The 26,308-nt window shown below is 62.4% G+C and carries 23 protein-coding genes; 12 read left to right on the plus strand and 11 right to left on the minus strand.

Going from position 1 to position 26,308, the window contains the following annotated elements; genetic code table 11:
- Positions 1–252 precede the first annotated feature (252 nt).
- From BLR25_RS05820 to BLR25_RS05835, 4 genes are all read left to right on the plus strand, one after another.
- The gene (locus BLR25_RS05820; RefSeq protein ID WP_091935138.1) at positions 253–1,239 is read left to right on the plus strand and encodes a malate dehydrogenase; all 987 of its coding nucleotides are present in this window, start codon (positions 253–255) and stop codon (positions 1,237–1,239) included.
- Positions 1,240–1,423: 184 nt separating this feature from the next.
- Complete coding sequence (locus BLR25_RS05825) at positions 1,424–2,278, plus strand: tetratricopeptide repeat protein (RefSeq protein WP_143009776.1); 855 nt, start codon at positions 1,424–1,426, stop codon at positions 2,276–2,278.
- Positions 2,279–2,381: 103 nt separating this feature from the next.
- A complete protein-coding gene (locus BLR25_RS05830) occupies positions 2,382–3,365 on the plus strand; it encodes an HpcH/HpaI aldolase/citrate lyase family protein (RefSeq protein ID WP_091935144.1) in 984 nt (327 codons plus the stop codon).
- Positions 3,366–3,743, plus strand: a complete 378-nt coding sequence (locus BLR25_RS05835; protein ID WP_091935147.1) for a nucleotide pyrophosphohydrolase — start codon at positions 3,366–3,368, stop codon at positions 3,741–3,743.
- A gap of 17 nt (positions 3,744–3,760) precedes the next feature.
- Here BLR25_RS05835 and BLR25_RS05840 read toward each other — a convergent pair whose 3' ends face one another.
- Both BLR25_RS05840 and BLR25_RS05845 read right to left on the minus strand, forming a co-directional pair.
- Positions 3,761–4,612, minus strand: coding sequence for a 23S rRNA (adenine(2030)-N(6))-methyltransferase RlmJ (locus BLR25_RS05840; RefSeq protein WP_091935150.1), 852 nt, complete (start codon positions 4,610–4,612; stop codon positions 3,761–3,763).
- Between the two features lie 97 nt (positions 4,613–4,709).
- The gene (locus tag BLR25_RS05845) at positions 4,710–5,954 is read right to left on the minus strand and encodes a nitronate monooxygenase (protein ID WP_091935155.1); all 1,245 of its coding nucleotides are present in this window, start codon (positions 5,952–5,954) and stop codon (positions 4,710–4,712) included.
- A gap of 273 nt (positions 5,955–6,227) precedes the next feature.
- Between BLR25_RS05845 and folE the strand changes: the two genes are divergently transcribed.
- The gene (gene folE, locus BLR25_RS05850; RefSeq protein ID WP_091935158.1) at positions 6,228–6,866 is read left to right on the plus strand and encodes a GTP cyclohydrolase I FolE; all 639 of its coding nucleotides are present in this window, start codon (positions 6,228–6,230) and stop codon (positions 6,864–6,866) included.
- On the opposite strand, the gene BLR25_RS05855 is transcribed toward folE, so the two are convergent.
- Complete coding sequence (locus BLR25_RS05855; RefSeq protein ID WP_091935162.1) at positions 6,867–7,802, minus strand: AEC family transporter; 936 nt, start codon at positions 7,800–7,802, stop codon at positions 6,867–6,869.
- A gap of 153 nt (positions 7,803–7,955) precedes the next feature.
- Between BLR25_RS05855 and BLR25_RS05860 the strand changes: the two genes are divergently transcribed.
- The 6 genes from BLR25_RS05860 (at position 7,956) to BLR25_RS05885 (ending at position 18,554) form a co-directional block, all read left to right on the plus strand.
- Entirely contained in the window at positions 7,956–8,615 is a 660-nt protein-coding gene (locus BLR25_RS05860) for an RluA family pseudouridine synthase (protein WP_091935165.1), read from the plus strand.
- Positions 8,616–8,810: 195 nt separating this feature from the next.
- Complete coding sequence (locus BLR25_RS05865; protein ID WP_091935169.1) at positions 8,811–9,971, plus strand: response regulator; 1,161 nt, start codon at positions 8,811–8,813, stop codon at positions 9,969–9,971.
- A 12-nt stretch (positions 9,972–9,983) separates the two neighbouring features.
- On the plus strand, positions 9,984–11,558 hold the full coding sequence (locus BLR25_RS05870) for a GAF domain-containing protein (protein WP_091935173.1): 1,575 nt from the start codon (positions 9,984–9,986) through the stop codon (positions 11,556–11,558).
- The gene (locus tag BLR25_RS05875) at positions 11,555–15,997 is read left to right on the plus strand and encodes a response regulator (protein WP_091935177.1); all 4,443 of its coding nucleotides are present in this window, start codon (positions 11,555–11,557) and stop codon (positions 15,995–15,997) included. The genes BLR25_RS05870 and BLR25_RS05875 overlap by 4 nt, the downstream gene beginning before the upstream one ends.
- Positions 15,998–16,038: 41 nt before the next feature.
- Positions 16,039–16,473 carry a bacteriohemerythrin gene (locus tag BLR25_RS05880; RefSeq protein WP_176785766.1) on the plus strand — a complete coding sequence of 145 codons (435 nt, stop codon included), beginning with the start codon at positions 16,039–16,041 and terminating at the stop codon, positions 16,471–16,473.
- 62 nt (positions 16,474–16,535) lie between these two features.
- Positions 16,536–18,554 carry a PAS domain S-box protein gene (locus tag BLR25_RS05885; protein WP_091935185.1) on the plus strand — a complete coding sequence of 673 codons (2,019 nt, stop codon included), beginning with the start codon at positions 16,536–16,538 and terminating at the stop codon, positions 18,552–18,554.
- A 91-nt stretch (positions 18,555–18,645) separates the two neighbouring features.
- Here the strand turns inward: BLR25_RS05885 and BLR25_RS05890 are convergent, their stop codons facing one another.
- From BLR25_RS05890 to BLR25_RS05920, 7 genes are all read right to left on the minus strand, one after another.
- On the minus strand, positions 18,646–19,194 hold the full coding sequence (locus BLR25_RS05890) for a YMGG-like glycine zipper-containing protein (protein WP_245715481.1): 549 nt from the start codon (positions 19,192–19,194) through the stop codon (positions 18,646–18,648).
- Positions 19,195–19,202: 8 nt separating this feature from the next.
- Positions 19,203–19,565: a hypothetical protein gene (locus BLR25_RS05895; RefSeq protein WP_218122643.1), complete on the minus strand. Its 363-nt coding sequence runs from the start codon at positions 19,563–19,565 to the stop codon at positions 19,203–19,205.
- Positions 19,566–19,799: 234 nt separating this feature from the next.
- Entirely contained in the window at positions 19,800–22,397 is a 2,598-nt protein-coding gene (gene acnB / locus BLR25_RS05900) for a bifunctional aconitate hydratase 2/2-methylisocitrate dehydratase (RefSeq protein WP_091935194.1), read from the minus strand.
- A 134-nt stretch (positions 22,398–22,531) separates the two neighbouring features.
- A complete protein-coding gene (locus BLR25_RS05905; RefSeq protein WP_091935198.1) occupies positions 22,532–22,756 on the minus strand; it encodes an RNA-binding S4 domain-containing protein in 225 nt (74 codons plus the stop codon).
- A gap of 12 nt (positions 22,757–22,768) precedes the next feature.
- A complete protein-coding gene (locus BLR25_RS05910) occupies positions 22,769–23,131 on the minus strand; it encodes a YkgJ family cysteine cluster protein (protein ID WP_245715482.1) in 363 nt (120 codons plus the stop codon).
- A gap of 106 nt (positions 23,132–23,237) precedes the next feature.
- On the minus strand, positions 23,238–23,909 hold the full coding sequence (gene trmB / locus BLR25_RS05915; protein WP_091935207.1) for a tRNA (guanine(46)-N(7))-methyltransferase TrmB: 672 nt from the start codon (positions 23,907–23,909) through the stop codon (positions 23,238–23,240).
- Complete coding sequence (locus tag BLR25_RS05920) at positions 23,899–24,882, minus strand: tRNA dihydrouridine synthase (protein ID WP_091935210.1); 984 nt, start codon at positions 24,880–24,882, stop codon at positions 23,899–23,901. The genes trmB and BLR25_RS05920 overlap by 11 nt, the downstream gene beginning before the upstream one ends.
- Before the next feature lie 150 nt (positions 24,883–25,032).
- On the opposite strand from BLR25_RS05920, the gene BLR25_RS05925 reads away from it, so the two are divergent.
- Positions 25,033–25,557, plus strand: a complete 525-nt coding sequence (locus BLR25_RS05925) for a putative toxin-antitoxin system toxin component, PIN family (protein ID WP_218122644.1) — start codon at positions 25,033–25,035, stop codon at positions 25,555–25,557.
- On the opposite strand, the gene yaaA is transcribed toward BLR25_RS05925, so the two are convergent.
- On the minus strand, positions 25,516–26,307 hold the full coding sequence (gene yaaA, locus BLR25_RS05930) for a peroxide stress protein YaaA (RefSeq protein WP_091935213.1): 792 nt from the start codon (positions 26,305–26,307) through the stop codon (positions 25,516–25,518). The genes BLR25_RS05925 and yaaA overlap by 42 nt on opposite strands.
- Position 26,308: the final 1 nt, after the last annotated feature.

The raw sequence follows: 26,308 nt of genomic DNA on the forward strand, positions 1-26,308 counted from the left end.
CAAGCCCGAGCCCAAAGGGGTGTGTTGCCGGGGGTCGACATTACCAGAACGTTCCGAAAAACGAGTCAACGGTTCTCCACAATTTATCCGCCGGGCGCCTGACAAGGCGCGCCGGCATTAAACCCGCAAGACCTGTCATTTTTGACGGAACCCTGCCGATTTTCGACGGCATGAGGTTAGAATAGCGCGCAAACAAATTTAAATTGATCGAATCGAATTGTCTTGTTTTTTCAATGTGAGAGGAGTCGTAAGATGTCAAAAGCACCTGTACGTGTTGCTGTCACCGGCGCCGCCGGCCAAATCGGTTACGCGCTGCTGTTCCGCATTGCCTCGGGCGAAATGCTCGGCAAAGACCAGCCGGTCATTCTTCAGCTGCTCGATCTGCCGCAAGCCCAGAAGGCCTGCCAGGGCGTCATCATGGAACTCGACGACTGCGCCTTCCCGCTGCTCGCCGGCGTATTCGCCACCGATAACCCCGACGTCGCCTTCAAGGACGCCGACATCTGCATGCTCGTCGGTGCGCGTCCGCGCGGCCCGGGCATGGAACGTGCCGAACTGCTCTCGGCCAACGGCGCCATCTTCACCGTGCAAGGCAAGTCGATCGCTGAAAACGCCAAGGAAGACGTCAAGGTGCTGGTCGTCGGCAACCCGGCCAACACCAACGCCTACATTGCCCGCAAGTCGGCGATGAAGGTCGGCCGCACCAACCCGGCCAACTACCACGGCATGCTGCGCCTCGACCACAACCGTGCCCTGTCGATGGCTGCCGCCAAGATCGGCCGTCCGGTCTCCAGCCTGCGCAAGATGGCCGTCTGGGGCAACCACAGCCCGACGATGTACACCGACTATCGCAACGCCACGTCGAACGGCGACAGCGTCAAGGCGCTGATCAACGACGCCGCCTGGAACAACGACGTCTTCCTGCCGACTGTCGCCAAGCGCGGCGCCGCGATCATCGAAGCGCGCGGCCTGTCCTCGGCAGCCTCTGCCGCCAACGCGGCGATCTGCCACGTGCGCGACTGGGTGCTCGGCACGGAAGACTGGGTCACGATGGGCGTTCCCAGCGACGGTTCCTACGGCGTTCCTGAAGGCATCATCTTCGGCTTCCCGTGCGAGTGCAAGAACGGCTCGTACAAGATCATCCAGGGTCTTGAAATCGATGCCTACTCGCAAGAGAAGATCGCCAAGACGCTGAAGGAACTTCAGGAAGAAGCCGACGCCGTCAAGTCGATGCTCTGATCGACCGGCTCACGCGCAAAAGCCGCAGGTCCGCCTGCGGCTTTTTTTGTCCACGCTGTGCGCGAGCCGGCACAGACTGTTACCAAGCATTGCACAACCACACTTGAAGCCGACGGGCAGCCTCCCTATCTTGCCTGTCAGGAATCGCCCGTCGGGCGCGTCCACCCAACATCAGGAGGATCCGATGAAAAGATTCATGCTTGCCCTGCTGCTGCTCGCCACCGTCAGCCTGGGCCTGCCGGCATTCGCTGCCGAACCGACGCTGCACGAGGTCTATCAGACGGCCAACAACGGGCGCGTCGACGACGCCCGCGCCATGATGCGCGAGGTGCTTGCCGCTCACCCCAACAGCGGCAAGGCCCACTACGTCAATGCCGAACTGCTGGCCCGCCAGGGCGAACTGAAGCAGGCCGCGGATGAACTCGCGACCGCCGAAAAACTCGCGCCGGGCTTGCCTTTCGCCAGCCCCGAGTCGGTCTCCGGACTGAAAAATGCCGTGCACCGTACGCCCACCGCCCACGCCGCCTCACCGCTGGCCGGCGCTCCGTCGGCGGCGGCGGGAATCCCCTGGGGTCTGCTCGCCGGCGGCCTTGGTCTCGTCGCCTTCATCGCCTGGGCGGCACGCTTCATGACCCGCCGTAACGCGACCGCACCGAACGACTACGGCGCCAGCGCCCGCACCGGCACCGTCTACCCCGCCCCGACGCCGGCCCCCTATGGCACCGCGGGCACCCCCGCCTACGGCAACGCCGCGCCGGCCGCCAGCGCGCCCGGGTTCGGATCGCAGATGCTCGGCGGCCTCGCCACCGGCGTCGCCGTCGGTGCCGGCGTTGCCGCCGGCGAAGCGCTGATGCATCGCGTACTCGACGGTCACCGGAATTCGTCCTCCGGCTTCTCCGACCTCGGCCCGAGCGGATTCGGCGACGATCGCGTCAACACAGACTCCAGCGCCTTCGACATGGGCGGCGATGATTTTGGCATCAGCGACACCGCCTCCTGGGACGACGGCGGCAGCAGCGGCGACAGCGACTGGAATTAGCCTTGTTTTTCGGAAAGCCGCAGCCCCGCTGCGGCTTTTTTTCGGCCATACTTGATCAATTAAAAAACACCCCAAGACTTATTTCGTATTACGGAGACCTGCCATGCGCCATCCCAGCACCGTCCTTTTCCCCGGCGAAAAGCCCTTCCCGATCCTGCCCGCCGTCGATCATTACGCCGGCTCGGAAAAGCTGATGAAAAAGGCGCTGCAGTTGCAGAATGAACTCGGCCCGGTCTTCGACATCACCTGCGATTGCGAGGACGGCGCCCGCGCCGGTGCCGAACGCGAACACGCCGAGATGTGCGCCGGCATCATCATGAGTACCGACAACCGCTTCGGGCGCGTCGCCGCACGCATTCACGATTTCACGCATGATCACTGGCGCGAAGACCTCGACATCCTGATCCCGGCCGCCGGCAGCCGACTGCCCTTCGTCACCGTGCCGAAACCGCGCGGCGTCGAGGACATCCGCACGCAGATCGCCTACCTGCGCGACGTCGAGAAGAAAGCCGGTCTGCAGCGCGAAATCCCGGTGCATGTACTCATCGAGACCTTCGGCGCGCTCCATGACGTCTGGGAGATCGCCGCACTGCCTGGCGTCGAATCGCTCGACTTCGGCCTGATGGACTTCGTTTCCGGCCACCACGGCGCCATTCCCGGCTCGGCGATGAAGAGCCCCGGTCAGTTCGAACACCCGCTCGTCACCCGCGCCAAGTGCGAAATCAGCACGGCGGCATTGGCCAACGGCGTCGTACCGACCCACAACGTCACCACCGAACTCAAGGATCTCGACGTCATCCGCCACGACGCCCGCCGCGCGCGCAACGAATTCGGCTTCCTGCGCATGTGGAGCATCCACCCGAACCAGATCATGCCGATCGTCGAGGCGATGCGCCCGGACTTCTCCGAGGTCGAATTGGGGACGGCGATCCTGCTCAAGGCACAGGACAGCGACTGGGGCCCGATCTCGCACGAAGGCCTGCTGCACGACCGCGCCTCGTACCGCTATTACTGGGAACTGCTCGCTCGCGCCGATGCGACCGGCATGACCCTGCCGGCCGAAGCGAAACAGCGTTTCTTCGCCTAGATGCCGCTCGCCGAACTGACCGAGGCCCTGCGCCGGTTCCGCGACGAGCGGAACTGGGCGCAGTTCCACACGCTGCGCAACCTGATCGTCTCGCTCAACCTCGAAGCGTCTGAAATGCTGGAACTGACGCAGTGGAAGAACGATGCCGAAATGCTCGCCCTGCTCGACGAACCGGCGCGGCGCGAAGCGCTCGCCGACGAATGCGCCGACGTGCTGCTTTACCTGCTGCTGATCGCCGATACCGCCGGCATCGATCTCGCCACGGCGGCACGCGAAAAACTCGGGAAGAACGCGGAAAAATACCCGGTCGACAAAGCCTGGGGGAGCAGCCGCAAATATACCGAACTCAGCGATCCGGACACACCTAACCGCGCCTGATCAGCCCCGCAAAACGCTCACTTGCCGGCGTCTTCCGAGCGCTCGAGCACATAGCCGGCACCTGCGTCGGTGCCAAGCACCGAGACGAGATAAGGCATCACCTCGGCCAGCGTCTCGTGCAGCGTCCACGGCGGATTGATGACGAACATGCCGCTGCCGTGCATGCCAAAGCCATCCTTGGCCGGCGTGCGCACGCGCAGCGCGACGTGCAGCCACTTGTCCGAGACGCGCTTCAGGCGCGCCGGCAATTCATGCGACTCAATGCGTGTCAGTTGCGGATACCACAGCGCATAGACGCCACCGGAAAAACGTTCGAGCGCATCCTTGAGCGCACGGATGACGCGATCATAATCCTGCTTTTCCTCGTAGGACGGATCGATCAGGACCAGCCCGCGCCGCGTCGGTGGCGGCAGCACGGCCTTGAGCCCGGCAAAACCGTCGGCGGGCGCGACGATCACCTGTTTTCCCGCCGACTCGAAATTGCCGGCGAGCAGGCGCGCGTCCTTGCTATGCAGTTCGAACAGGCGCAGGCGATCCTGTTCTCGCAACGTCCATAAGGCGAAGAACGGCGAGCCGGGATACGCCTTGAGCCCGCCGGTCGGATTCATCCTCCGCACGAAAGCCAGGTACTCGGCAAGCGCCGGCGGCAGATCCTTGCGTTCCCAAAGCCGGGCGACACCGTCGCGATATTCCTGCAATTTCCCGGCCTGGGCCGAATCGAGTGCATAAGCGCCAGCGCCGGCGTGGGTGTCGACCACCCAGAACGGTTTTTCCTTCTGACCGAGGTACTGCGTCAACTGGACGAGAACGAGATGCTTGAGCACATCGGCATGATTGCCGGCATGGAAGGCGTGGCGATAGCTGAGCATGGACGAAGGACCGGAAGAGATGAAGGGCGGCGACGCCGGAAATGAAAGGCGCCAGGCAACGGCCGCAACCGCCCACCTGGCGCCGTGTCACATACGATCAGGCTGGCACGACAATCTTGTTGTCGGTGCTGAACTGATAGTCCTTGAAGATATGTTCGGCCGAAGGCAGCAGGTAGGTACCATCTTCGAGCTGGCGCGTGGTGTCCTTGAGGCGATAGGTGTAATGCCCGCAGGTCCACAGATCAAAATTGCGCATCTGCGTGCACAGACAGGTCTTGTCGGTGACGGTCACGCGCGCGACACCGGGATTGGCCGCTGCCTCGCGGTTGTAGGCATCGATGTAGGCACAGCGGCCGTTGCCGTCGAGCAGATAGCCGTAGGCCTCGCAGTTGGGACGCAAGCCACTGCCGATCGCCGGGCTGCTCTTGAGCATGCGCATCGGATAACCGGTCGGCGAAATCTGGTTGACCTCGATGTCACCCTCGTTGGCGCGGAAGTATTCCTGCTTGACGTCCTCGGGCAGCCCGCATTCCTTCGAGATCGTGAAGCGCGTCGCCACCTGCACGGCCGAGGCGCCGTTCTGGAGGAAATTGACCGCATCGCTGCCGGTGAAAATGCCGCCGGCCGGGATCAGCGGGATATTGATCTTCTGGGCCGTCATCCACGCCTTGATCTCGGCAACGATCGTCGCCAGGTCGTATTTCGCCCAATCCATGCCGAAGCCGAGGTGGCCGCCGGCGAGCGGTCCTTCGACGACGACGTAGTCAGGCAGACGGTTGCAGCTTGCCGTCTTGCGCAGGAAAAGTTGCAGCGCGCGCAGCGACGAAACGATAACGCCAAGGAAGGCATGACGAAAACGCGGGTGATCCTCGATCAGCTGGAAGGAGCCGAGATGCAGGCCGGCCGCCAGCGTGATGCCGTCGATGCCGGCGTCGAGCGCGGCGCGCAGGCGCACACGCAGGGTTTCCTTCGGCGCGTTCATCGTCAGCTTTTCCATGCAGTTGACGAAGATCATCCCGGCACCGCGCTTGGCTTCCATCGCCTTGCTGACATGCAGCTTGGTCGCCTCGGTCAGGTAACCGAGGTCGAACTTGACCTCCGACTTGTCCATACTGGCCGCTTGTGCCTTGTACTTCAAGATCTTGTCACGCACATACTTGGTGTTGAAACGGCGGTCGGTCACCGTCTTGATCATCGCGTCAGAAAGATGGCCGATGCCGCCAAGCCGCGCCGCTTCAAGTGCAAGCGAAGCCGTCGAGATATCGACGCCCATCCCACCTATGACAATGGGAACCAGCTCCTGCTTGCCGAACATCAACCGAAAATCATCAACACGCATTATTCATATCCTCAAAAACCATAACCCCCGCCCAACGCGATTGCGTCAGCGGGGCCGCCAGGGGCGATATTATCGCTCATTCGCGAACCCGCCGGAAAAATATCGCTTTCGACAACGGCAAACCACAATCCGTTCGCAATAATCGGAACGCATTGATCCGTCAATCAAAATCCGGCTGCCGGCACGGCGCCGACCGCCGTTCGGCGACGCTGGCGACCCCATGCCGACGGCGTGTATCATCGTCGAAGTCAGCGCACGCTTCCCGGAGAAACCACCATGCCCGACTGCACCGACCACGACACCGCGCCAACCCGTACAAGCGGCGACGAAGCCACGCTTGGCATACCGCGCCAGCAGGCCTTCAACGCGATCGCGTTCGAACGGGCGGTCGGCGACCTGCTCGCCGCCTGCGGCATCGCCCCCGATGCCGAACACATGGGCCGGACCGCCGTGCGCGTCAGGGAGCTCTGGCAGAAGCGCCTGCTCGGCGGCTACGACCTCGATCCGGCGCAGGCACTCGGCGACGGCTTCGAAGACCCGCGGCGCGACATGGTCGTCGTACGCGGCATCGCCATCCACGGCGTCTGCCCGCACCACCTCGTGCCGTTCCGCGGCGTCGCCCATGTCGCCTACCTGCCCGGCGGACGCCTGCACGGCTTCGGCCGTATCGCCCGCATGGTCGACGCGATCGGACACCGCTTCACCTACCAGGAATGGCTGACGCGCGACATCGCCGACGCGCTGATGCGGCACGGCAAGGCGCGCGGCGCCGCCTGCCTGATCGAGGCGGAACAGCTCTGCCTGCTGCTGGGCGAAGACCGCCGCGGCGACGAGCGCGTCGTGACGCAGGCCTTTGCCGGCGAATTCGAGAGCGATCCGCAATGGCGCAACGAATTCCTGCGCGCCTGCGGCTGATCAGCCGCTCAGGGTCAGGACCAGCGGCGTCGTCAGCGCTGCCATCACCGTCGACAGGACGAGGCTGCTCGCCACCGGCCCTTCCAGGGCCTTGAACTGTTTGGCAACGAGATAGACATTGACGCCGAGGGCGATCGAGCCGAGCAGCACGACCACCCGCGTTTCCATCGGCGGCAGGCCGAGCAGGCGGGCAAGCGCCCAGACCACCAGCGGTTGCACGATGAGCTTCATGAATGTGATTGCGCCGCTGAGTTTCCAGCCGCCGCGCACGCCATACTGCACGAGCCCCATACCGAGGGCGATCAGCGACAGCGGTGTGGCGATCTGGGCGATCATGCCGAGCGGAATATCGACGACCTCGGGCAATTCAATGCCGGTCAGACCGATGCCGGTGCCGAAAATGATCGCCAGGATCAGCGGATTGGTCAGCACGCTGCGCGCGGTCCGCGCAAAGCCATGGACCGACAGGCTGCCGTGGCGCGCCCATTCGACCGAAACGGTGACCATCGTCCACATCGTCAGCGAATTGAAGACCAGCACCATCGCCACCGACGGCACGGCGGCGTCGCCGAGCACGATCTTGGCCAAAGGCAAGCCAAGCATCAGGTTGTTGGAGAAGACGCCGCCGAGCGCGAACACCGACTGCGACACGCCGTCGAGGCCGAACAGTTTCCAGCCGACCAAGCGGCCGATGCCAAAAACGATGACGCAACTGCCGAAGAAGGCGATCAGCAGACGCGCATCGACCGGCGGCAGTTTCGACAAGCCGCACATCAGGCGGAACATCATCGCTGGCAGGGCGACGACGAAGACGAAGGAAGTCAGGCTTTCCGCCACCTCGGCGCGCCAACGCGTCAGGCGCATGACGACGTAACCGACGAGAACGAGGGCAAACAACGGCGCGGCCAAAGCCACGTGGTGCAACAGCATATTCATTGAAATAACCGGAGAATCGCGGCGGAGCAAGGCAAGAACGGACAACCCCGCGCTCGGGAAAATCGTAGTGTATCAGCCAAATCTCCGCTGTCCGTCATGAAATCCCGGCAAAATCGCGCGACAATACGCGTTTTTCAAGCCCCCGCACTTGCCATGTCCGTCGCCCCGCTCTCCGCCGACTCGTCCGGCTTCACCCTGATCCACGCCGACCGCGCGCTGCTCGTCGTGGCCAAGCCGCACCGCGTCCTCTCCGTGCCGGGACGGGGTGAAGACAAGCAGGACTGCCTGATCCGGCGGGTCCAGGCGGAATTCCCGGACGCCTTGATCGTCCATCGACTCGACTACGACACCTCGGGCCTGCTCGTCCTCGCGCGCGGCGCCGACATGCACCGTCGGCTCAGTATCCTTTTCCAGGAACGCCTGGTCGACAAGCGCTATATCGCCGTCGTTTCCGGGCGACCGGCCGAAGACGCCGGCATCGTCGACCTGCCGCTCATCGTCGACTGGCCGAATCGTCCGCTGCACATCGTCGACCCGGTGAACGGCAAACCCTCGCTCACCCGCTATCGCCTCCTCGCCTATGACGCCGAGACCGACAGCAGCCGCGTCGAACTGATTCCGGAAACCGGCCGCACCCACCAGTTGCGCGTTCATATGCAGGCGCTCGGCCACGCGATCCTGGGCGACCCCCTCTATGCCGACGCGGTCGGCCGGGCCAAGGCCGACCGTCTGCTGCTGCATGCCGAATCGCTCGCCTTCGCCCATCCGCGGACGAACAAGCCGCTTGTCTTCCACTTCCCGCCCGCCTTCTGACCCCGGCATTCCGCAAAAAGACCATCGTCTTGCGACATACGGACAATCGCTTTTCCAGGAATTTGTTCGCTTTTCCTGGCAACCTGGATTTTTTGCACTATAGTCTCCATAGCATCGTCAATAGTACATAAAAGCCGCCGACGCAAAGACGATCAGCGGCAATAAGACAAAAGAATGCGAACTGGGGGGGGCTCCATGGTCGATACGCTCGATTTATGCGAGAAAGCGACGGTATTGGCGGTCGATGACACCGCTGACAATCTGGCGCTGATCGCCGGACTGCTCAAGGCAGATTACCGCGTCAAAATCGCCAACAGCGGCGAGAAGGCGCTGAAAATCATCCACGGCGACGCACCGCCGGATCTCATACTGCTCGACATCGTCATGCCTGGCATGAGCGGCCATGATGTCTGCAAGACATTGAAGGCCGACCCGGCGACGCGTGACATACCGGTCATATTCCTGACGGCAATGAGCGCCGCCGAGGATGAAAGGCACGGCCTCGATCTCGGCGCAATCGACTACATCACCAAACCGATAAGCCCGCCGATTCTCGAGGCTCGGGTCAAGACCCACCTGCACATCAAGGCAACCGCCGATTTCCTGCGCGACAAGAGCGCCTTCCTCGAAAACGAGGTCGCCAAACGCACGCGAGAAGTTTCCGCCATTCAGGACGTCACCATCCTGGCCATGGCGTCGCTGGCTGAAACGCGCGACAACGACACCGGCAACCACATCCGCCGTACCCAGTTCTACGTCAAGGCACTGGCTGAACATCTCCGGGACCACCCTCGCTTCCGTGCCGCGTTGACGCCGCCGGTCATCAACATGCTGTTCAAATCAGCGCCGCTCCACGACATCGGCAAGGTCGGCATTCCGGACCGAATCCTGCTCAAGCCGGGACGTTTCGAACCCGAAGAGTTCGAAATCATGAAAACGCACACGACACTGGGCAAGGATGCGATCGAGCATGCCGAAAAGCGTCTCGGCATGGAGGTCGAATTCCTCACCTATGCAAAGGACATTGCCTATTATCATCAGGAAAAATGGGATGGCAGCGGCTATCCGACGGGGGCCGCCGGCGACGCCATCCCGACCAGCGCGCGCCTGATGGCCGTCGCCGACGTCTATGATGCGCTGATCAGCCGTCGCATCTACAAGGATGGCATGCCACATGCACAAGCTGTCGGCATCATTCTCGAAGGTCGCGGAACGCATTTCGACCCCGACATGGTCGATGCCTTCGCTGTATTGACTGACGAATTCAAGACCATTGCGGAGAGGTTTGCCGACAGTGCCGACGACCTGAGCAGAAAGGCCGAGCAGCTCAAACATCTCGCGGATCAACCGGCCTAGGACGAGGATCGTATGGAACGGATCGATCATTTCGTCACATGGCGACCGGGTTTGACCTGGTCCTGTGCCGTCGCCAGTATCATCATGGCCACCGGCCTGGCGGCGTTGATTGGACGCGATTATTGGCAGAACAACCGCTTGTCGCAACTCGAGACCAGCGTCGAACGCGTGGGCAACACCATCATGTCACAGACGATCTCCGGCACGCTGATGGGCGCGATCTCGCTGACCGGGTTGACCAATGACGAAATCAAGTCGGACGGCATGAGCCGTACGATGCCAAACACGCCGAAGATCAACCGACTGTTCGAGACGATTTGCGCTGCATTCGATGCCGAAGGTGTCTTCGTCGGCGATGCCGACGCCATCATCCGTGCTTCATGGAACAGGAACGATGCCCCAGTAACCGGAGTAAATTTCACATATCGCCCCTATTTCCACGTAGCAATGCAAGGCACAGAAAATGTCTATGCGGCGGTGGGCACCACGATGAACCAACGGACACTCTATTTCGCTGCCCCCGTATTTGCCCAACCGACAAAAACCACCCCGCCTATCGGCGTCATCATCGCTCGCACCTCGCTCAACCGAATTGACCGGATTCTCGCCGGCATTCCGCATATTGCGGTCCTGATTTCCCCACAAGGCGTCATCTTCGCGGCAAATCGGCAGGGATGGTTCGGGCAGATCATCGGCACGCTATCGCCAGAACGGCTCAAAGCAATCCGCAATTTCAAGCAATTCGGCAAGTTGTTCGAAATCAGCGAACCCACACCGCTGATGCTTCCAACGACGCATGGCATCCATTCCTTCGAGGGAAAGGAGTATGCCGTCGCCAGCACTCCGATTCACTGGAACGACCCTCTCGGTGACTGGTCCCTGGTTTTCATGGAATCCCTGGAAGAAACGGTCTCCAAGCAGAGCATCCTGACGGCGGCGCTGCTGTCAGGGGCCATCACCGCAACCATCGCCCTATTACTCATCACGCTCCTGCGCAGTCACTATCGCCAACGCGAGGCAAGCGAAAAAATCCGCAACTACGCGCAGATTCAGGAAGCCCATGCCCGGCAGAAAGAGGTGATCGCAACGCTCTCGCTGCAGTTGCAACAGAGCGACAACACCGAGGCGCTCGCCCGAACATTCCTAAGCGGAGCGCACACACTGCTCGGCATATTGCAAGGAGTTCTGTACGCCAAGGATGCAGGCGGAAAACTGCAACTGGTCGCGAGCTATGCCTGCGAAACGCAACCGCCGGCGCGTCTCGACATCGGCGAGGGACTCGTCGGCCAGTGCGCGCTGCAACAATCACGCATCATGCTCGAGGCCACTGACGACGTGCACTGGCAGATCCATTCTGGACTTGGCGAAGCGCCACCGTCCTGCGTTGTCATCTGCCCCATAGAACTGAACAAAAACCTCGTCGGCGTCCTCGAAATGGCCTTGCCCGAACGCCCGAGCGATGATCAGGAAATATGCATCGAGACCATGCTGCCAATGCTCGCGATGAATCTTGAAATCAAGATTCGTCACGAGGCCGCTTACGTCTCGAAGCAAAATGAACCGCACCTCACGGAAGATTCCGCATGAACACGGACATCCTCTCCGCATTCAATCGCAGTTCGCTGGCGGCGAAACTGCTGTTCGGCTTCGGCATCGTACTCGTCATCACGCTGCTGATCGGGTTCCAGCACCATTACCATCTTGATGACATTAGGGAGACGAACCAGCGCATCCACGACCGTGATTATGAGGCCATTACTCATCTCAATGAAGCGATCGTCGCGCTCACCGACATCGAACGCAAACTACGACGGATGCTATCGCCTCACCCGAACGCCCTGCGCGAATCATTACGAAAAAGCGTGCTTGAAGCCGAAACTGTTTTCATCAATGAAATCCAGAATGCCAAGCGAACAGTCTCCACCGAAATGATCGAAAAGCAGATTTCCGACTTCGAAAGACACTTCGACGCCTATCGGAACGAAATCGCCATGGCGCTCCTGCTCGTTGAGAGAAGCAGCGAAAGGCCACAGGAAGCGACGGACTACGCCAATCGCCGGGAATTCCTGGACTCTGCCCGAAGAGCAGAGGCGAGCGTGCGAGCGCTTCGCGCGCTGCAGGAAGACGAGTCGCGCACGAGCATGGATGCCATCGCTCAACGTCTGGAGCAGAACCGTCGAGTCATGCTGGCGCTGCTCGCCGCCAATCTCGCCGTATTCGGATTACTCGGTTTTCTTTTCACAAGAGCCATTCGCGGCCCGTTCGAGAACATCGGCAGTGCCGTCCGGCTTCTGGCCGACGGAAAGCTTGACGAGACAATTCCTCACACGGATTTCGACAATGAAATCGGTGAACTCGCGCGTTCGATCGTCATCCTGCAACAAGGCGCGCGTGAAATGGAAACACAGCGCTGGATCAAGAGCCATCAGGCGACCCTGTCGGCCGAGTTGCAAGCCGCAACGAGCTTCACCGATCTGTCGCAAAAATTCCTCTCCACGCTCGCACCACTGATCCATCTCGGCCAAGGCGTCTTCTACGTCTTCGAAGAAGAACAGAAGCTTCTGAGAATGCTCGGCAGTTACGCCTATCGGCAACGCAAGAATTTCGACCAGTATTTCCGGCTCGGGCAAGGACTGATCGGACAATGCGCGATGGAGCGCACACCGATTATCCTGACGCAACCGCCCGCAGACTACGTGTGCATCGGTTCCTCGCTCGGAGAGGCAAGGCCACGGCGCATTGCCGTGCTTCCCGTGGTTCGCAACGAGCGCCTTCTCGCCGTCATTGAACTGGCCACCTTAGGCACCTTTGGCGATCGCGAGCAAGCCTTGCTCGAAAGCATCATGCCGATACTTGCGATGAGCGTGGAAATATTCGAGAGAAACACCCACACGCAACAATTGCTCGCCGAAACGCGCCGCCAGGCCGAGGACATGAAGCGGCAGGCGGCCTTGCTTGAAGAGCAGACGATAGAGCTTGAGGCACAGCAGGACGCCATCCGCGCCACCGAAGCATGGTACCGCGGCATCGTCGAATCGGCGCCGGACGGCATGCTGGTCGCCGACGCCGACGGGCGAATCACGCTCGTCAATACCGAACTGGAAGCGATGTTCGCTTATGCAAAAGGCGAACTGATCGGCCGCGCAATCGAAACGATCGTTCCGGATATCGGTGCAATTCCACGATCTGCCTGGCATGCTGCCAGCAGCGACACGAAAACCCATCGCAACGGAGGCGAGCATTCATGGAATACGCATGGCATTCAACGAAGCGGCCTAGTTTTTCCGATAGAGCTCGGCATATCGCAACTTCCCTATGCCGATAGCAAGTGCTTGTCATACTGCGCATCGATACGCGACATCAGCGAGCGCAAGGCGGCTGAAGCGAAACTGGCGGCACTCGAGGAGCGCAGCCGCCTGATCCTGAGCTCGGTCGACAACGGCATCGTCGGCCTCGACACCTCTGGAAGCATCACCTTTGCAAACCCGGCGGCTTCAAGCATGCTGGGCTATTCCGAAGAAGAATTCACCGCCGCCGACCTGCACTCGCTTGTGCACCACTCCCGTGCAGACGGAAGCCCTTTCCCGGCTGCCGAGTGCTCGATGTACCACACCTTGATCGATGGACGGTCCAGGACCATCGATGACGAGGTGCTCTGGTGCAAGGATGGGACCGCGCTTCCCGTCGAATACTCGACGACGCCGATTCGCAAGGACGATCAGCTGATCGGCACGGTCATCGCGTATCGGGACATTACCGAGAGAAAGCGGGCCGAAGACGCGATGCGCGAGGCAAAGCGCATCGCCGAAGACGCGACCAAGGCCAAGAGCGACTTCCTCGCCAACATGAGCCATGAGATCCGCACACCGATGAATGCGATCATCGGCATGTCGCAACTGGCGCTGCAAACGGGACTCGACAAGCGCCAACGCAACTATATCGACAAGGTGCATCGCGCCGGCAAAAACCTGCTCGGCATCGTCAACGACATCCTCGATTTCTCCAAGATCGAAGCCGGGCGCTTGAGCATGGAGAGTATCAGTTTCCACCTTGAGGACGTCCTCGACAATCTCGCCAATCTGCTCGGTATCAAGGCGGTCGACAAAGGCATCGAACTATTGTTCGACATCGCGCCGGATGTTCCGTCCCTGCTCATCGGCGACCCCTTGCGCCTCGGACAGATACTGATCAATCTCGGTAATAACGCCGTCAAATTCACCGAAACCGGCGAAATCGTCATCGCTATCCGGTGCCATGAAATCACCGCGGAAAGCATCGATCTGCATTTTTCTGTTCATGACACAGGCATTGGAATGACAACGAAACAGTGCGCCAGAATATTCCAATCATTCAGCCAGGCGGACAGTTCGACGACACGCAAGTACGGGGGCACGGGACTCGGGCTCGCCATTTCCAAGAATCTCGTCGAACTCATGCATGGAAGCATTTGGGCCGATAGCGCCCCCGGCAAAGGGGCGACCTTCCATTTCCTCGCCAAATTCGGATTACAGTCGGAAACGTCGCCCCGGCGCATGCTTTGCGCCGAAGAGTTTTCCGGATTGCGCGCGCTCATCGTCGACGACAACGCGAGTGCCTGCGAAATCCTGACCAACCTTGCGCAGCGGTTCTCGCTGGATACAGATACCGCTCTCGACGGCCAGCAAGCGCTCGAAAAAATCATCGAGGCCGACGCAGCGAATCAGGCTTTCGATCTGATCCTTCTCGACTGGAAAATGCCATTCATGGATGGCATCGAAGTCCAGCAGGAGCTTCTCAAGCTGCCGCTTTCGCGCCGGCCGGCCGTCGTCATGATCACCGCACACGGACGGGAAGAGGCTCTGGACTCGATCGAAGGCGGCGGCGTCCGGCCCCAGGCCATCCTGACCAAGCCGGTCGCACCGTCGGCCCTGCTCGAGGCGATCGGCGCCGCGCTCGGCCGGGACTCGCTGGTCGAGACGCGCGCGCACCAAAAGGAAGGCTGCAATCACCAGACGATCGCTCGACTGGGTGGCGCGAGGCTGCTCCTCGTCGAAGACAACGAAATGAACCAGGAATTGGCGACCGAACTTCTCAACCAGGTGGGTATTGAGGTCGTCGTCGCCGGGAACGGTCAGGCCGCACTCGACCAGCTTGCCGTCGACGCCGCGTTCGACGGCATTCTGATGGATTGCCAGATGCCGGTCATGGATGGCTACACCGCGACACGGGAAATCCGCAAGGATCCGCGCCATGCCGACATGCCGATCATCGCGATGACGGCAAACGCCATGACAGGCGACCGGGAAAAAGTCCTCGCAGCCGGCATGAACGACCACATCGCCAAACCGATCAACACCCATGACATGTTCACCACGATAGCAAAATGGATAACGCCCAATAATGCGAACGCCTCGTCGACGCTACCCGAACATGACACCGAGACGACGCCTGCCCCGTGTCATTTTGAATTGATCGGCATCGACGTGGGCGCGGGAATGGCAACGACGCTGAACAACGAAGCGCTTTACCTGCGCCTGCTGAGGAAATTCCATGACGGCCAGATGGCGTTCGGGGACAATTTCCGCGCTGCACTCACCAGTGACGATGCGACCGAGCCGGCACGACTCGCCCACACGCTCAAGGGAACCGCCGGCAACATCGGCGCACATGAGGTACAGGAAGCGGCGGCCGCGCTCGAAACGGCGTGCCGGGAAAATCCCGAGCCGAGCCGCATCGAGTCGGCGCTGGACAGGGTCGAGGCCCTGCTCACGCCGGTCACTCAGGACATCGGACGACTCCTCGCCGAATACGAGCCGGAGGCATCGCCCGCGAGCGAAGGCGCCGACGACGACAGCGACATCGAAGCCGATCTCGCCAAACTTCGCGAACTGCTGAAGGAAAGCGATGCGGCGGCCGGCGACCTGCTCGACCGCATCATTATCCGCTTACCGGAAAGTTCACGGCCAGCCGGATTCCTCGTCGTCCAGAAACATCTCGACAATTACGATTTTGATGCGGCACTCGAAGCACTGGACAAGGCAATATGATGAACATCATGATGCATAGCGACTTTTCGGAGATTCAGACAATGGAACAGAAACTCGACGGGCAAGTTTTCTGGCAACCTGAATTTGCTACCGGTATTCAGGTCATCGACGATCAACACCGCGTTTTGATCGCCATGCTTAACGAAGCCAACATGAAGATCAATGATCACAGCCCGTCATCGGAGCTCGATCTGATCGTGCAGGGGCTGCTCAACTACGCCGGCTACCATTTCGGCACCGAGGAGCGCTTCGCCGCCGACAGCGGCTACTTCGACAAGCAGCCCGAGGAGGCGTCCGCGCACCTTGCCCAACACCACGCGTTCGCCGACCGGGTGACTCAAATCAAGCAAGAACTCGGCAGCGGCCAGCGCATTTCAAAAGCCGATCTCGTCGCATTCCTGAAGAGCTGGCTGATCAATCACATTCTCAATACCGACATGAAGCTCGGCGCCTACCTGCGCACAGCGACGGGCTGAGCTTCGCGTCGGGTCGGGGTCGCAAACATCAAGAACGAAAACAAGTAGTCCGGGGGCCGACCATGAATCGTTTCGAGCGCATGCTTCAACAGCATTGGCATATTGCCTGGGGGTTAGTCCTCCTCGGTGCGGCTGTCATCGGCGTGGCCGCCGGGCAGATGGCGCGCATGGCCAAAGAAAACGATCGTCTCGAGTTACTCCAGGGCACCGCGCGCAACGCCAGTAGGGAAATCACGGAGTACATCATGAACGGCCAACTGGTCGCCTCAATTGGCGCCACCGGCATCCTTGAAATAGGACTTTGGCACGAGGGCAAGGATAACGGACTGCTCAACAAGATCGGCAAGGCTCTTAATGCCGACGGCGTTTTTGTCTTCAATCGCGGCGGCATCGTCGACGCCGCCTGGAACATGAACGGGAAGCAATCAGTCGGCATGAACGTCAGCGACCGGCCGTACTACCACGAAGCCATGGGCAATCGCAGCAGCGTCCATGTCGCGGTCAGCCCCTTTGCCGGCGAGCGCAGCCTCTATTTCTCGACGCCGCTGCGCGGATCGAGCGGCAATCCAATCAGCGCGCTGGTGGTTCGCACCGATATCGACCGTCTACAGAATCTATTGGCCAAACAAACCGACATCGCCCTCTTCGTTTCGCCGGATGGCATCGTTTTTGCGAGTAGTCGCGAAGACTGGATTGGTCGTCTTACGGTGGCGCTTCCAAGAAGTGGGGTCTTCGATCTGCAAATGAATTCGCCGATCGGCGCCCTCATCGAACCGTCAAACACGGAGGCGCTACCGCTGCCAAATTGGAACCAGATCACGACCTTCGCCGGCGTACGTTATGCCGTCGCCAACGCCAGCGTCTACTGGAACGACAACCGTGAGAAATGGCGGCTAATTCTGGCCGAAGACCTGTCGCGTTCGCTACCGCTGTCGCATGAATGGCGACCTATCCTGTCTGCCGCGTTCGCCACATTCTTGACCGGAGCGATCATCCTCATTCTCCTGCGCCGCAAGCACGATCGCGATACAGCCACGCAGGAGATGCAAGCAATTCTGGCACGCCAAGAAGCGCAGGCAATCAACAAGACTCACCTATCCCAAGCCTCGTTGCACTTCCAGCAGACGGGATCGGCCGAGGAACTCGGACAGGCATATCTCGACACGACACACGTTCTGCTCAATGTCCTGCAGGGCGCCGTCTATCGCATCACCGGCGAAAAACTCGACACACTGCAATTACTCGCCAGCTTCGGCTGTACGCGCGACATCCCCGCATCCTTCGCGGTCGGGGAAGGGCTACTTGGGCAATGCGCGCTGGAAAAGAAAAAGCTGATTATTGACGGCGTAAAACCCGAGTACTGGAAGATTACGTCCGTCCTGTCGGAAACCTTGCCAAGGGAAATCGTCCTGATCCCGGTCATGCGCCACGAGCGCCTCCTCGGCATCGTCGAGATCGCACAGTTATTGCCCCTCGACAGCCGTGCAAACGAGATGCTCGATGAATTGACCATGCTGCTCTCGCTCAATCTGGAGATTCACCTGCGCAATGCCAAGACACAGCAACTGCTCGACGAAACACAGTCGCAGTCACGTGAGCTCGAAGCACAGGCCACCCGAATCGAACAGACGGCGCTACGCCTCGCCGCGCACGAAGAAACCGAGAAGAACATCCGCGCCTGGCACGACAAGATAATGGCATCGATTCCCGATGGCATCGCCATCACCTCTGATGACGGAATCATCATTGAGGCGAACACGGCGCTCGAAACCCTGTTCGGATATGCACCAGGCGAGATGAAGGGAGAACAGCTTAGGCGCCTGCTGGGCTACTGGCAATCGGCGGCCGTTTTCGGCCAGCGCGCGATCATGTCCGGCTCACACAAAAATGGCAGCGTAATGCCGGTGTCGGTGACACTGACCGAGTTGCCGGCGACAGATTCGCAGGGATCATGCCGATGCGCATTGATCCGCGCCGAAGCGCCAAGATCATCCGTCGCCATACCGCAGCGTCCCGACTTGATCGAGGCGGCCAATGCCATCGGGGCGGAAACCCCCGAGTGCCTGGCGACACCGGCATGAACGCGCCGACCAGCGGGCCGATCGATGCCAGGCCAGGGTCTGCTCGCTTGCCCGACGGCCTCGACCAGCACCGACGCGATGGCGATGCGCGTCAACTCCCGGGAGGTGGTGGCGGCGGCGGATAGGGCGCTGCCATCGGTGCGGCCGGCGTCACGCTCGCGGGAACCGACAACGACGGCGCCTGCATCTGCATGCGCGCCATATTGCCCGACACCGGCACCTGCTGTCCTTTCGCGTACATGCACTGGACATAGGCATTGTCATAACGGCGCTGCGCGGTCTGATTCGACTGCTGTGCCGCATCGGCGCCGCTCATGCTGCCGACAAGAAGACCGGCTCCTGCGCCCGCTCCGGCCCCCTGATGCCCGCCGAAAGCGGCACCGGCGAGCGCGCCGACAAGGGTACCGATCGCCGCATTGCGCACGCCCGGATCGACCTCCGTGCCGGTATTGCCGCCAATTTGCAGCTGGGCGTACTGCCGGCACTCGGCGTCGTCGCCGCGGAATTGATCGAAAGTCTTGCCGGAGCCGGGCAGTGCCATGATGCTCGGCCCGGTCGGGACGGTCGCGCAACCGGCCAGCAGAAGCGCGGCGACGGCAGCCGCGAGCCCCATTCGTTTACGATTTGCAGACATCATCATTCCTCGCTTCATTGCGGCGCGGGAGGTTGCGGCGACACGCGCTGCCAACCGACCGGGCACTCCTTCACATACGGGTAATAGCTCTTGCTCGCCGCGCAGTAATACCAGTAGCCGGAGGCGGCAGGCGCAGCGGCGGCGGCCGGTGCAACCGGCTCGGGTTGCTGCACGTAAACCGGCGGAGTCGTCTGTACCACCACCGGGGCCGGCACATAGTACGGATACGGATACGGGGCGTAATACGGCGGAGGCGGTCCCCAGAACGCCCCGGGGCCGATCACCACGCCGACATGCGCGTGCGGGCCGGCCCACGACGGCGCCGACAGCGTCATCCCGAGACAGGCTAATGCCAACAACCAACTTCCAGACTTCATCTTCATGCTCCATCAATCGCGACACGCGGTCGCCAGATATACCTGCGCCGCGGCACAGGTGCCGACATCTCATTCGCTGCGTCGACGCACGAATTCTAGCCATTCACCCCTCCGCCGGGCGGCGTTTTACCCGATTTTGCATGTGTTACAAACACGCAAGGGAGGGCAAAAAAAAACCCGCTGCGCTCAGGCAGCGGGTTGATTCGAAACGCACGCCCCGAAACGGGCGCCACCTCAGACGGTGACTTGCTCGGCGGCTTCGACGAATTCCGGAATCTGGTCGAAGTTCATGTAGCGATAGACGTCGGCGGCCTTGGCATTGACTGCCTGGATCTGCGTCATGTACTCCTCGACGTTGGGGATCCGGCCCATCAGCGCGCACATTGCCGACAGCTCGGCCGAGCCCAGGAAGACCTGGGTGTCGATGCCGAGCCGGTTCGGGAAGTTGCGCGTCGAGGTCGAGATCGCCGTGCTGCCCTTGCGGATCTGCGCCTGGTTGCCCATGCACAGTGAACAGCCCGGCATCTCCATGCGCGCACCGCTCTTGCCGAGCACGGCGTAATAACCTTCCTCGGCCAGGACCATTGCGTCCATCTTGGTCGGCGGCGCGATCCACAGACGGGTCGGGATGTCGCTCTTGCCGTCCAGCACCTTGCCGGCCGCGCGGAAATGACCGATGTTGGTCATGCACGAACCGATGAAGACCTCGTCGATCTTCGTCCCGGCAACCTCGGAAAGCAGCTTGACGTCGTCCGGATCGTTCGGGCAGGCGAGGATCGGCTCCTTGACCTCGGCCAGGTCGATCTCGATGACCGCGGCGTATTCGGCATCGGCGTCGGCCTTGAGCAGCTTCGGATCGGCGATCCACGCTTCCATCGCCTGGATGCGGCGACGTAGCGTGCGGGCGTCCTCGTAGCCGTTGGCAATCAGCCACTTCATCAGCGTGATGTTCGAGCGTAGGTACTCGGTGATCGGTTCCTTGTTGAGATGCACCGTGCAGGCGGCGGCCGAGCGCTCGGCCGAGGCGTCGGTCAGCTCGAAGGCCTGTTCGACCTTGAGATCCGGCAAACCTTCGATTTCGAGGATGCGGCCCGAGAAGATGTTCTTCTTGCCCTGCTTGGCGACCGTCAGCAGGCCCTGCTGGATGGCGTAGTAGGGAATCGCATTGACGAGATCGCGCAGCGTGATGCCGGGATTCATCTGGCCCTTGAAGCGCACCAGCACCGATTCGGGCATGTCGAGCGGCATCACGCCGGTCGCCGCGGCGAAGGCGACGAGGCCGGAACCGGCCGGGAAGGAGATACCGATCGGGAAGCGCGTATGCGAATCGCCGCCGGTGCCGACCGTATCCGGCAGGCAGAGACGGTTGAGCCAGCTGTGGATGACGCCGTCGCCGGGACGCAGCGAGACGCCGCCGCGCGTCGTGATGAACGACGGGAGCGTGCGATGCGTCTTGATGTCGACCAGTTTCGGATAGGCCGCCGTGTGGCAGAACGACTGCATGACGAGGTCGGCCGAGAAGCCGAGGCAGGCGAGGTCCTTGAGTTCGTCGCGCGTCATCGGGCCGGTGGTGTCCTGCGATCCGACCGTCGCCATGCGCGGCTCGCAATAGGTGCCCGGACGGATGCCCTTGCCTTCAGCGAGACCGCAGGCGCGGCCGACCATCTTCTGCGCCAGCGTGAAGCCGCGGCCGGAATCGGCCGGGTCCTGCGGCAGGCGGAACAGCGTCGAGGGCGGCAGGCCGAGCGACTCGCGCGCCTTGGCCGTCAGGCCGCGTCCGATGATCAGCGGGATACGTCCGCCGGCGCGCACTTCGTCGAGGATCACCGGCGTTTTGATCGACGCTTCGGCAATCTGCTGGCCGTTCTTGAAGGCGGTGACCTGCGCCTTGACGCCATCGACGCGCAACTCGATCTCGTCGCCCATATTCATCTGGCTGACGTCGATCTCAACCGGCAGAGCACCGGCGTCTTCCATCGTATTGAAGAAGATCGGCGCGATCTTGCTGCCGAGGCAGACACCACCGAAACGCTTGTTCGGGATAAAAGGAATGTCTTCGCCGGTCCACCACAGCACCGAGTTGGTCGCCGACTTGCGCGAGGAACCGGTGCCGACGACGTCGCCGACGTAGGCGATCAGGTTGCCCTTCTTGGCCAGCGCCTCGAGTTGCTTGATCGGGCCGCGCACACCGGGTTCGTCGGCGTCGATGCCGGGACGCGGATTCTTCAGCATCGCCAGCGCGTGCATCGGGATGTCCGGACGCGTCGTCGCGTCGGGCGCCGGCGAGAGGTCGTCGGTGTTGGTTTCGCCGGTGACCTTGAAGACCGTGACCTTCTGTACCGCAGGCACTTCCGGGCGCGAGGTAAACCACTCGCCCTCGGCCCAGGACAACAGCACCGCCTTGGCGTTGGCGTTACCCTTATCCGCAAGCTCCTTGACGTCGTTGAAATAGTCGAAGACGAGCAGCGTCTTCTTGAGCCCTTCGGCGGCGACGGCGCCAACCTCGGCATCGGTCAAGAGATCGATCAGCGGTTTGACGTTATAGCCGCCGAGCATCGTGCCGAGCAGTTCGGTCGCCTTGGCGCGGCCGATCAGCGGGCTTTTTGCCGTACCCTTGGCCAGTGCGTCGAGGAAAGCGGCCTTGACCTTGGCGGCATCGTCGACCCCGCCCGGCACCCGCTGCGAAATCAACTCGACCAGCGCCTCGCCTTCGCCGGCCGGCGGGTTCTTGAGCAATTCGACGAGATCCGTCACCTGTTTTGCCGTCAGCGGCAGCGGCGGAATGCCAAGCGCGGCGCGCTCGGCGACATGGGCACGATACGATTCCAGCATGAAAAAGCCATCCTTTCTGCGAATTGCGGCGAGCGGGACACTCCCGTCCGCCTGTTCAAACCACGACCGTCACGCCGGCATGCCGGCGACGCGTTTCCGTTCAACCGCGATCGAACGAAAACCTCTCCAAGGACTTATGACGCTTTTGGCGCCACAAGTTCAATTGTTTCACCACCGTACGCGATACGCTGCCCGGGGCGCAGCTTGGCGCGCTTGCGCAACTCGACGCTGCCATCGACCTCGACCCTGCCCGCCTCGATCTCGGCGTGGGCAAAACCGCCCGAATGGCACAAGCCGGTCGTCTTGAGCGCCTGGTCCAGCTGGATATGGTCGCCACGGACCTCGATCACGATACTCATCTCATTCCTTGTTCAGGACGCCTGCAAGGGCGCCAGGCCAACACGCCGGCGCGCCCGGTCGCAGGCGTCGTCACCGATGCCCAGCGGCGCGTACGGCGCGAAATCGCGGCACGGACCGGGGCGTGAAGCATAAATGGTACACGAGACCTGCTGCCCGACCTCGCCCGACAGCGCCACGCAGCGCGGCGGCGCATCGTCGGTGCCGCGCATGCGCCACAGGTTGCCGGTCACCGGCACGGCCAGCGCCGGAGGCACGCCGTCCGTCCCCGCCGTCGCCAGGTCGGCGCGATGGAAGTCGACGCGAAAGGCGGCGCAGCAGGCACCGCAGGTCAAACAGGCGATCTCGGCCATGGTTCCCCGGAGGACAAACGACAACAGGCGGACACTGTAGCAGCACGACGCACGGCCGTACCGGCACTGTCACCACTGTAGACGGCCCTTCCTTTCAAAACACCTTCAAAATCCGGGGGAACGCCAGGCATCACAGCGTCACCACCGTCCGCCAGAGCGCATGCCCCGAATCGCGGTACTTGCGTTCGAAGGGCGTCAGCGGCGCCTCGGCCACATAGGCCTCGCATGCCGGCAGCGCACCGGTCAGGGCGCCGACGGCAAAGCAGAACTCCTCGACGTAAATCCGCCAGTTGCTGCGGCATTCGAGCACGCCGCCGAGCGCGAGCATCTCCGGAAAGACCGGATGCCCATGCCAGCGCCGCGACAGATGACCGATCTTCGGCCAGGGATTCGGGTAGAGCAGGTAATGCCGGTCGAGCCGGACGCCGTCGGCATGCAGCAGCCGCCAATAATCGACGAGATCGGCACGGACAAGATCGAGATTCTCCGGCCAGCCCTCGCGTTTGCCTTCGATCTGCCGCTGCAGCCGCGATGCCGACTGGTCGACGCCGATCACATAATGCTCGGGAAAGGCGCGCGCCAGCGCGATGCTGCTGGCGCCGACGCCGCAGCAGGCGTCGAGGATCAGCGGCGCCTGCGACGCCTGACGGGCGCGCCGTTCCATGCTCGCCGCGTAGGCCGCCCGGTTGTAATCGGCAAAGGGCTTCTGGAAGAGTGCGTGCCGGTGCCGCTCGAGCAGGCCGGCGAGTTGCTCGTGGATGCCGGTCTGGGCGCTGCTTGGCAGACGCGAATTAGCCTGCATGCGTGTTCTCCTCGCCAACGATGCTGTGCCGGCGCAAGACCGCGTCGATCTCGTCGACGCGACTTAAGCTGCGCACCTCCAGATAGAGCGCATCGGCCTGCGGAAAGCGTGTGCGCAACGACTTGAGCCACAGTTTCAGGCGCCCTGGCGCATGCACCGGCAGCACGCGCTCAGGCAGGCGCTGCCAGAAGAGCGCCAGCAAGCCGCGTAATTCCGGCCAGTCGTCGCCGTCGACCGGCGCCTCACCGGCCAGCGAAGCCTGGATGCGACGCGCCAAAAACGGGTCGGCGACAACGCCGCGCCCGATCATCACGTCGGCGCAACCGGTCACTTCCCGGCAGCGATGATAATCGTCGAGCGTCCACACCTCGCCGTTGGCGACCACCGGAATGCGCAGCGCTTCACGGATGCGTGCCACCCATTCCCAGTGCGCCGGCGGCCGGTAGAATTCGTCGCGGGTACGCGCATGCACGACCAGTTCGGCGGCGCCGCCGTCCTCGATGGCGCGCGCGCAGATCAGCGCCGGCGCGGTGTCGTGCAGGCCGAGCCGCATCTTCGCGGTGACCGGAATATGCGCCGGCACCGCCTCGCGCACCGCCCGGGCGATGCGGCCGATCAGCGCCGGATCGTCGAGCAGCGAGGCGCCGCCGCCGTGGCGGTTGACGGTCGGCGCCGGACAGCCAAAATTGAGGTCGATGCCGGGCGGACCGAGTTCGGCGAGTTGCGCGGCGTTGGCGGCCATGAAGCCGGGATCGCTGCCGAGCAGTTGCACCGCCATCGGCACACCGGCCGGCGTGCGGCAACCATTGAGGAGTTCCGGGCAGATGCGGAAGAAGGCGCGCGGTGGCAGCACCGAGCCCGAGACACGGACGAACTCCGACACGGCCGCGTCATAACCGCCGACCCGGGTCAGCACGTCGCGCAACACCCAGTCGGCCAGGCCCTCCATCGGCGCCAGCAGAATCCGGCTCATCGCCACCCGCCCACGTTGAAGCGGCACCGTACCGGGAGTTTCAAACAGAGGAACGCCATCGGGAATCTTTCGTCAAACAGGCTTGGCCGGGAACCCGGAAACGCCGGGCGGGGCAGAATTTTAACGCAGCGACCGGTATCCCCGCGTATCATGCGCGCTCTCGCGCCACCGCGCGTCTTTCCGCACACCCATTTCGTTCAGCCGCCGATGCGCCTCGTCCTCGATACCAACATCGTCATGGACATGCTCCATTTCGCCAACCCGCACACGGCGCCGCTGCTCGCCGCGCTGACGGCCGGACGCTGCACCGCCTTCACCGACCGCGACTGCCTGGCCGAACTCGCACGCGTCTGCACCTATCCCGCCTTCGCCCTCGACCCGGCGGCACAAGCGGCGTTAATCGCCCGCTACACCGGATTCGTCGTCGTCAATGACGCCGACGGCGCCGACGAAGACGCGCCGGGCATCGCGCTGCCGCGCTGTCGCGACCCCGACGACCAGAAATTTCTGGTCCTCGCCGCGCGCTGCGGCGCCGACCTGCTGATCACCCGCGACAAGCTGCTGCTGCGACTGGCCGGACACCGCCGCCTGCCGCCCCCCTTTCGCATCGTCACGGCCGAAGCCGCGCTGCCGCTACTCGGCCTGGCGCCGGAAGACCCAGCGCTGCGCGTCTGAGGCCTCGGCGGCAAAACGATAGCCCTCGACGGCAAAATCCTTGAGCGCGCCGGCCGACCTCAGCCGGCCCTGAACGGCAAAGCGCGCCATCAGACCGCGGGCGCGCTTGGCATAGAAACTCACGACCTTGTAGCGACCGCTGCTCCAGTCCTCGAAAACCGGCTGGATGACCGGCGCCGCCAGCGACTGCCGGGCGACGACCTTGAAATATTCCTCGGACGCCAGATTGACGATCTCGCTGCTGCCGGTCTCGGCCAGCGCGCGATTCAGCGCCGCCGCCGGGCGGTCGCCCCAGAAGGCGTACAGATCCTTGCCGCCCGGGTTGGCCAGCTTCGCCCCCATTTCGAGCCGGTAAGGCTGGATCAGGTCGAGTGGCCGCAGCACGCCGTACAAGCCGGAGAGGATGCGCAACTGCGTCTGGGCGAAGGCCAGATCCTCGGGCGACAGCGTCGCCGCCGCGAGTCCTTCGTAAACATCGCCGTTGAAGGCCAGCGCCGCCGGACGCGCATTGGCCGGCGTGAACGGACGCGACCAGGCCGAGAAGCGGCCGGCATTGAGCACTGCCAGCGCATCGCTGATGCCCATCAGCCGCCCGATCTCGGCCGGCGACAATTGGCGCAGGACCCCGATCAGGGTTTCCGAGGCATCGAGAAAATCCGGCGGCTGCGGCGCAGATGACGCCGCCGGCGGTAGCGGCGGCAAAGGTGATTCGAAATCGAGCGTTTTGGCAGGCGAAAGCAGGATCAGCATG

This window comes from Propionivibrio dicarboxylicus (assembly GCF_900099695.1).
Lineage (GTDB): Bacteria > Pseudomonadota > Gammaproteobacteria > Burkholderiales > Rhodocyclaceae > Propionivibrio > Propionivibrio dicarboxylicus.

Excerpts from the sequence above, each read along its gene's own strand:
- BLR25_RS05820 (WP_091935138.1), top strand. The coding sequence starts at position 253 with ATGTCAAAAGCACCTGTACGTGTTGCTGTCACCGGCGCCGCCGGCCAA.
- BLR25_RS05825 (WP_143009776.1), top strand. The coding sequence starts at position 1,424 with ATGAAAAGATTCATGCTTGCCCTGCTGCTGCTCGCCACCGTCAGCCTG.
- BLR25_RS05830 (WP_091935144.1), top strand. The coding sequence starts at position 2,382 with ATGCGCCATCCCAGCACCGTCCTTTTCCCCGGCGAAAAGCCCTTCCCG.
- BLR25_RS05835 (WP_091935147.1), top strand. The coding sequence starts at position 3,366 with ATGCCGCTCGCCGAACTGACCGAGGCCCTGCGCCGGTTCCGCGACGAG.
- BLR25_RS05840 (WP_091935150.1), bottom strand. The coding sequence starts at position 4,612 with ATGCTCAGCTATCGCCACGCCTTCCATGCCGGCAATCATGCCGATGTG.
- folE (WP_091935158.1), top strand. The coding sequence starts at position 6,228 with ATGCCCGACTGCACCGACCACGACACCGCGCCAACCCGTACAAGCGGC.
- BLR25_RS05855 (WP_091935162.1), bottom strand. The coding sequence starts at position 7,802 with ATGAATATGCTGTTGCACCACGTGGCTTTGGCCGCGCCGTTGTTTGCC.
- BLR25_RS05860 (WP_091935165.1), top strand. The coding sequence starts at position 7,956 with ATGTCCGTCGCCCCGCTCTCCGCCGACTCGTCCGGCTTCACCCTGATC.
- BLR25_RS05865 (WP_091935169.1), top strand. The coding sequence starts at position 8,811 with ATGGTCGATACGCTCGATTTATGCGAGAAAGCGACGGTATTGGCGGTC.
- BLR25_RS05870 (WP_091935173.1), top strand. The coding sequence starts at position 9,984 with ATGGAACGGATCGATCATTTCGTCACATGGCGACCGGGTTTGACCTGG.
- BLR25_RS05875 (WP_091935177.1), top strand. The coding sequence starts at position 11,555 with ATGAACACGGACATCCTCTCCGCATTCAATCGCAGTTCGCTGGCGGCG.
- BLR25_RS05880 (WP_176785766.1), top strand. The coding sequence starts at position 16,039 with ATGGAACAGAAACTCGACGGGCAAGTTTTCTGGCAACCTGAATTTGCT.
- BLR25_RS05885 (WP_091935185.1), top strand. The coding sequence starts at position 16,536 with ATGAATCGTTTCGAGCGCATGCTTCAACAGCATTGGCATATTGCCTGG.
- BLR25_RS05890 (WP_245715481.1), bottom strand. The coding sequence starts at position 19,194 with ATGATGATGTCTGCAAATCGTAAACGAATGGGGCTCGCGGCTGCCGTC.
- BLR25_RS05895 (WP_218122643.1), bottom strand. The coding sequence starts at position 19,565 with ATGAAGTCTGGAAGTTGGTTGTTGGCATTAGCCTGTCTCGGGATGACG.
- acnB (WP_091935194.1), bottom strand. The coding sequence starts at position 22,397 with ATGCTGGAATCGTATCGTGCCCATGTCGCCGAGCGCGCCGCGCTTGGC.
- BLR25_RS05905 (WP_091935198.1), bottom strand. The coding sequence starts at position 22,756 with ATGAGTATCGTGATCGAGGTCCGTGGCGACCATATCCAGCTGGACCAG.
- trmB (WP_091935207.1), bottom strand. The coding sequence starts at position 23,909 with ATGCAGGCTAATTCGCGTCTGCCAAGCAGCGCCCAGACCGGCATCCAC.
- BLR25_RS05920 (WP_091935210.1), bottom strand. The coding sequence starts at position 24,882 with ATGAGCCGGATTCTGCTGGCGCCGATGGAGGGCCTGGCCGACTGGGTG.
- BLR25_RS05925 (WP_218122644.1), top strand. The coding sequence starts at position 25,033 with ATGCGCGCTCTCGCGCCACCGCGCGTCTTTCCGCACACCCATTTCGTT.
- yaaA (WP_091935213.1), bottom strand. The coding sequence starts at position 26,307 with ATGCTGATCCTGCTTTCGCCTGCCAAAACGCTCGATTTCGAATCACCT.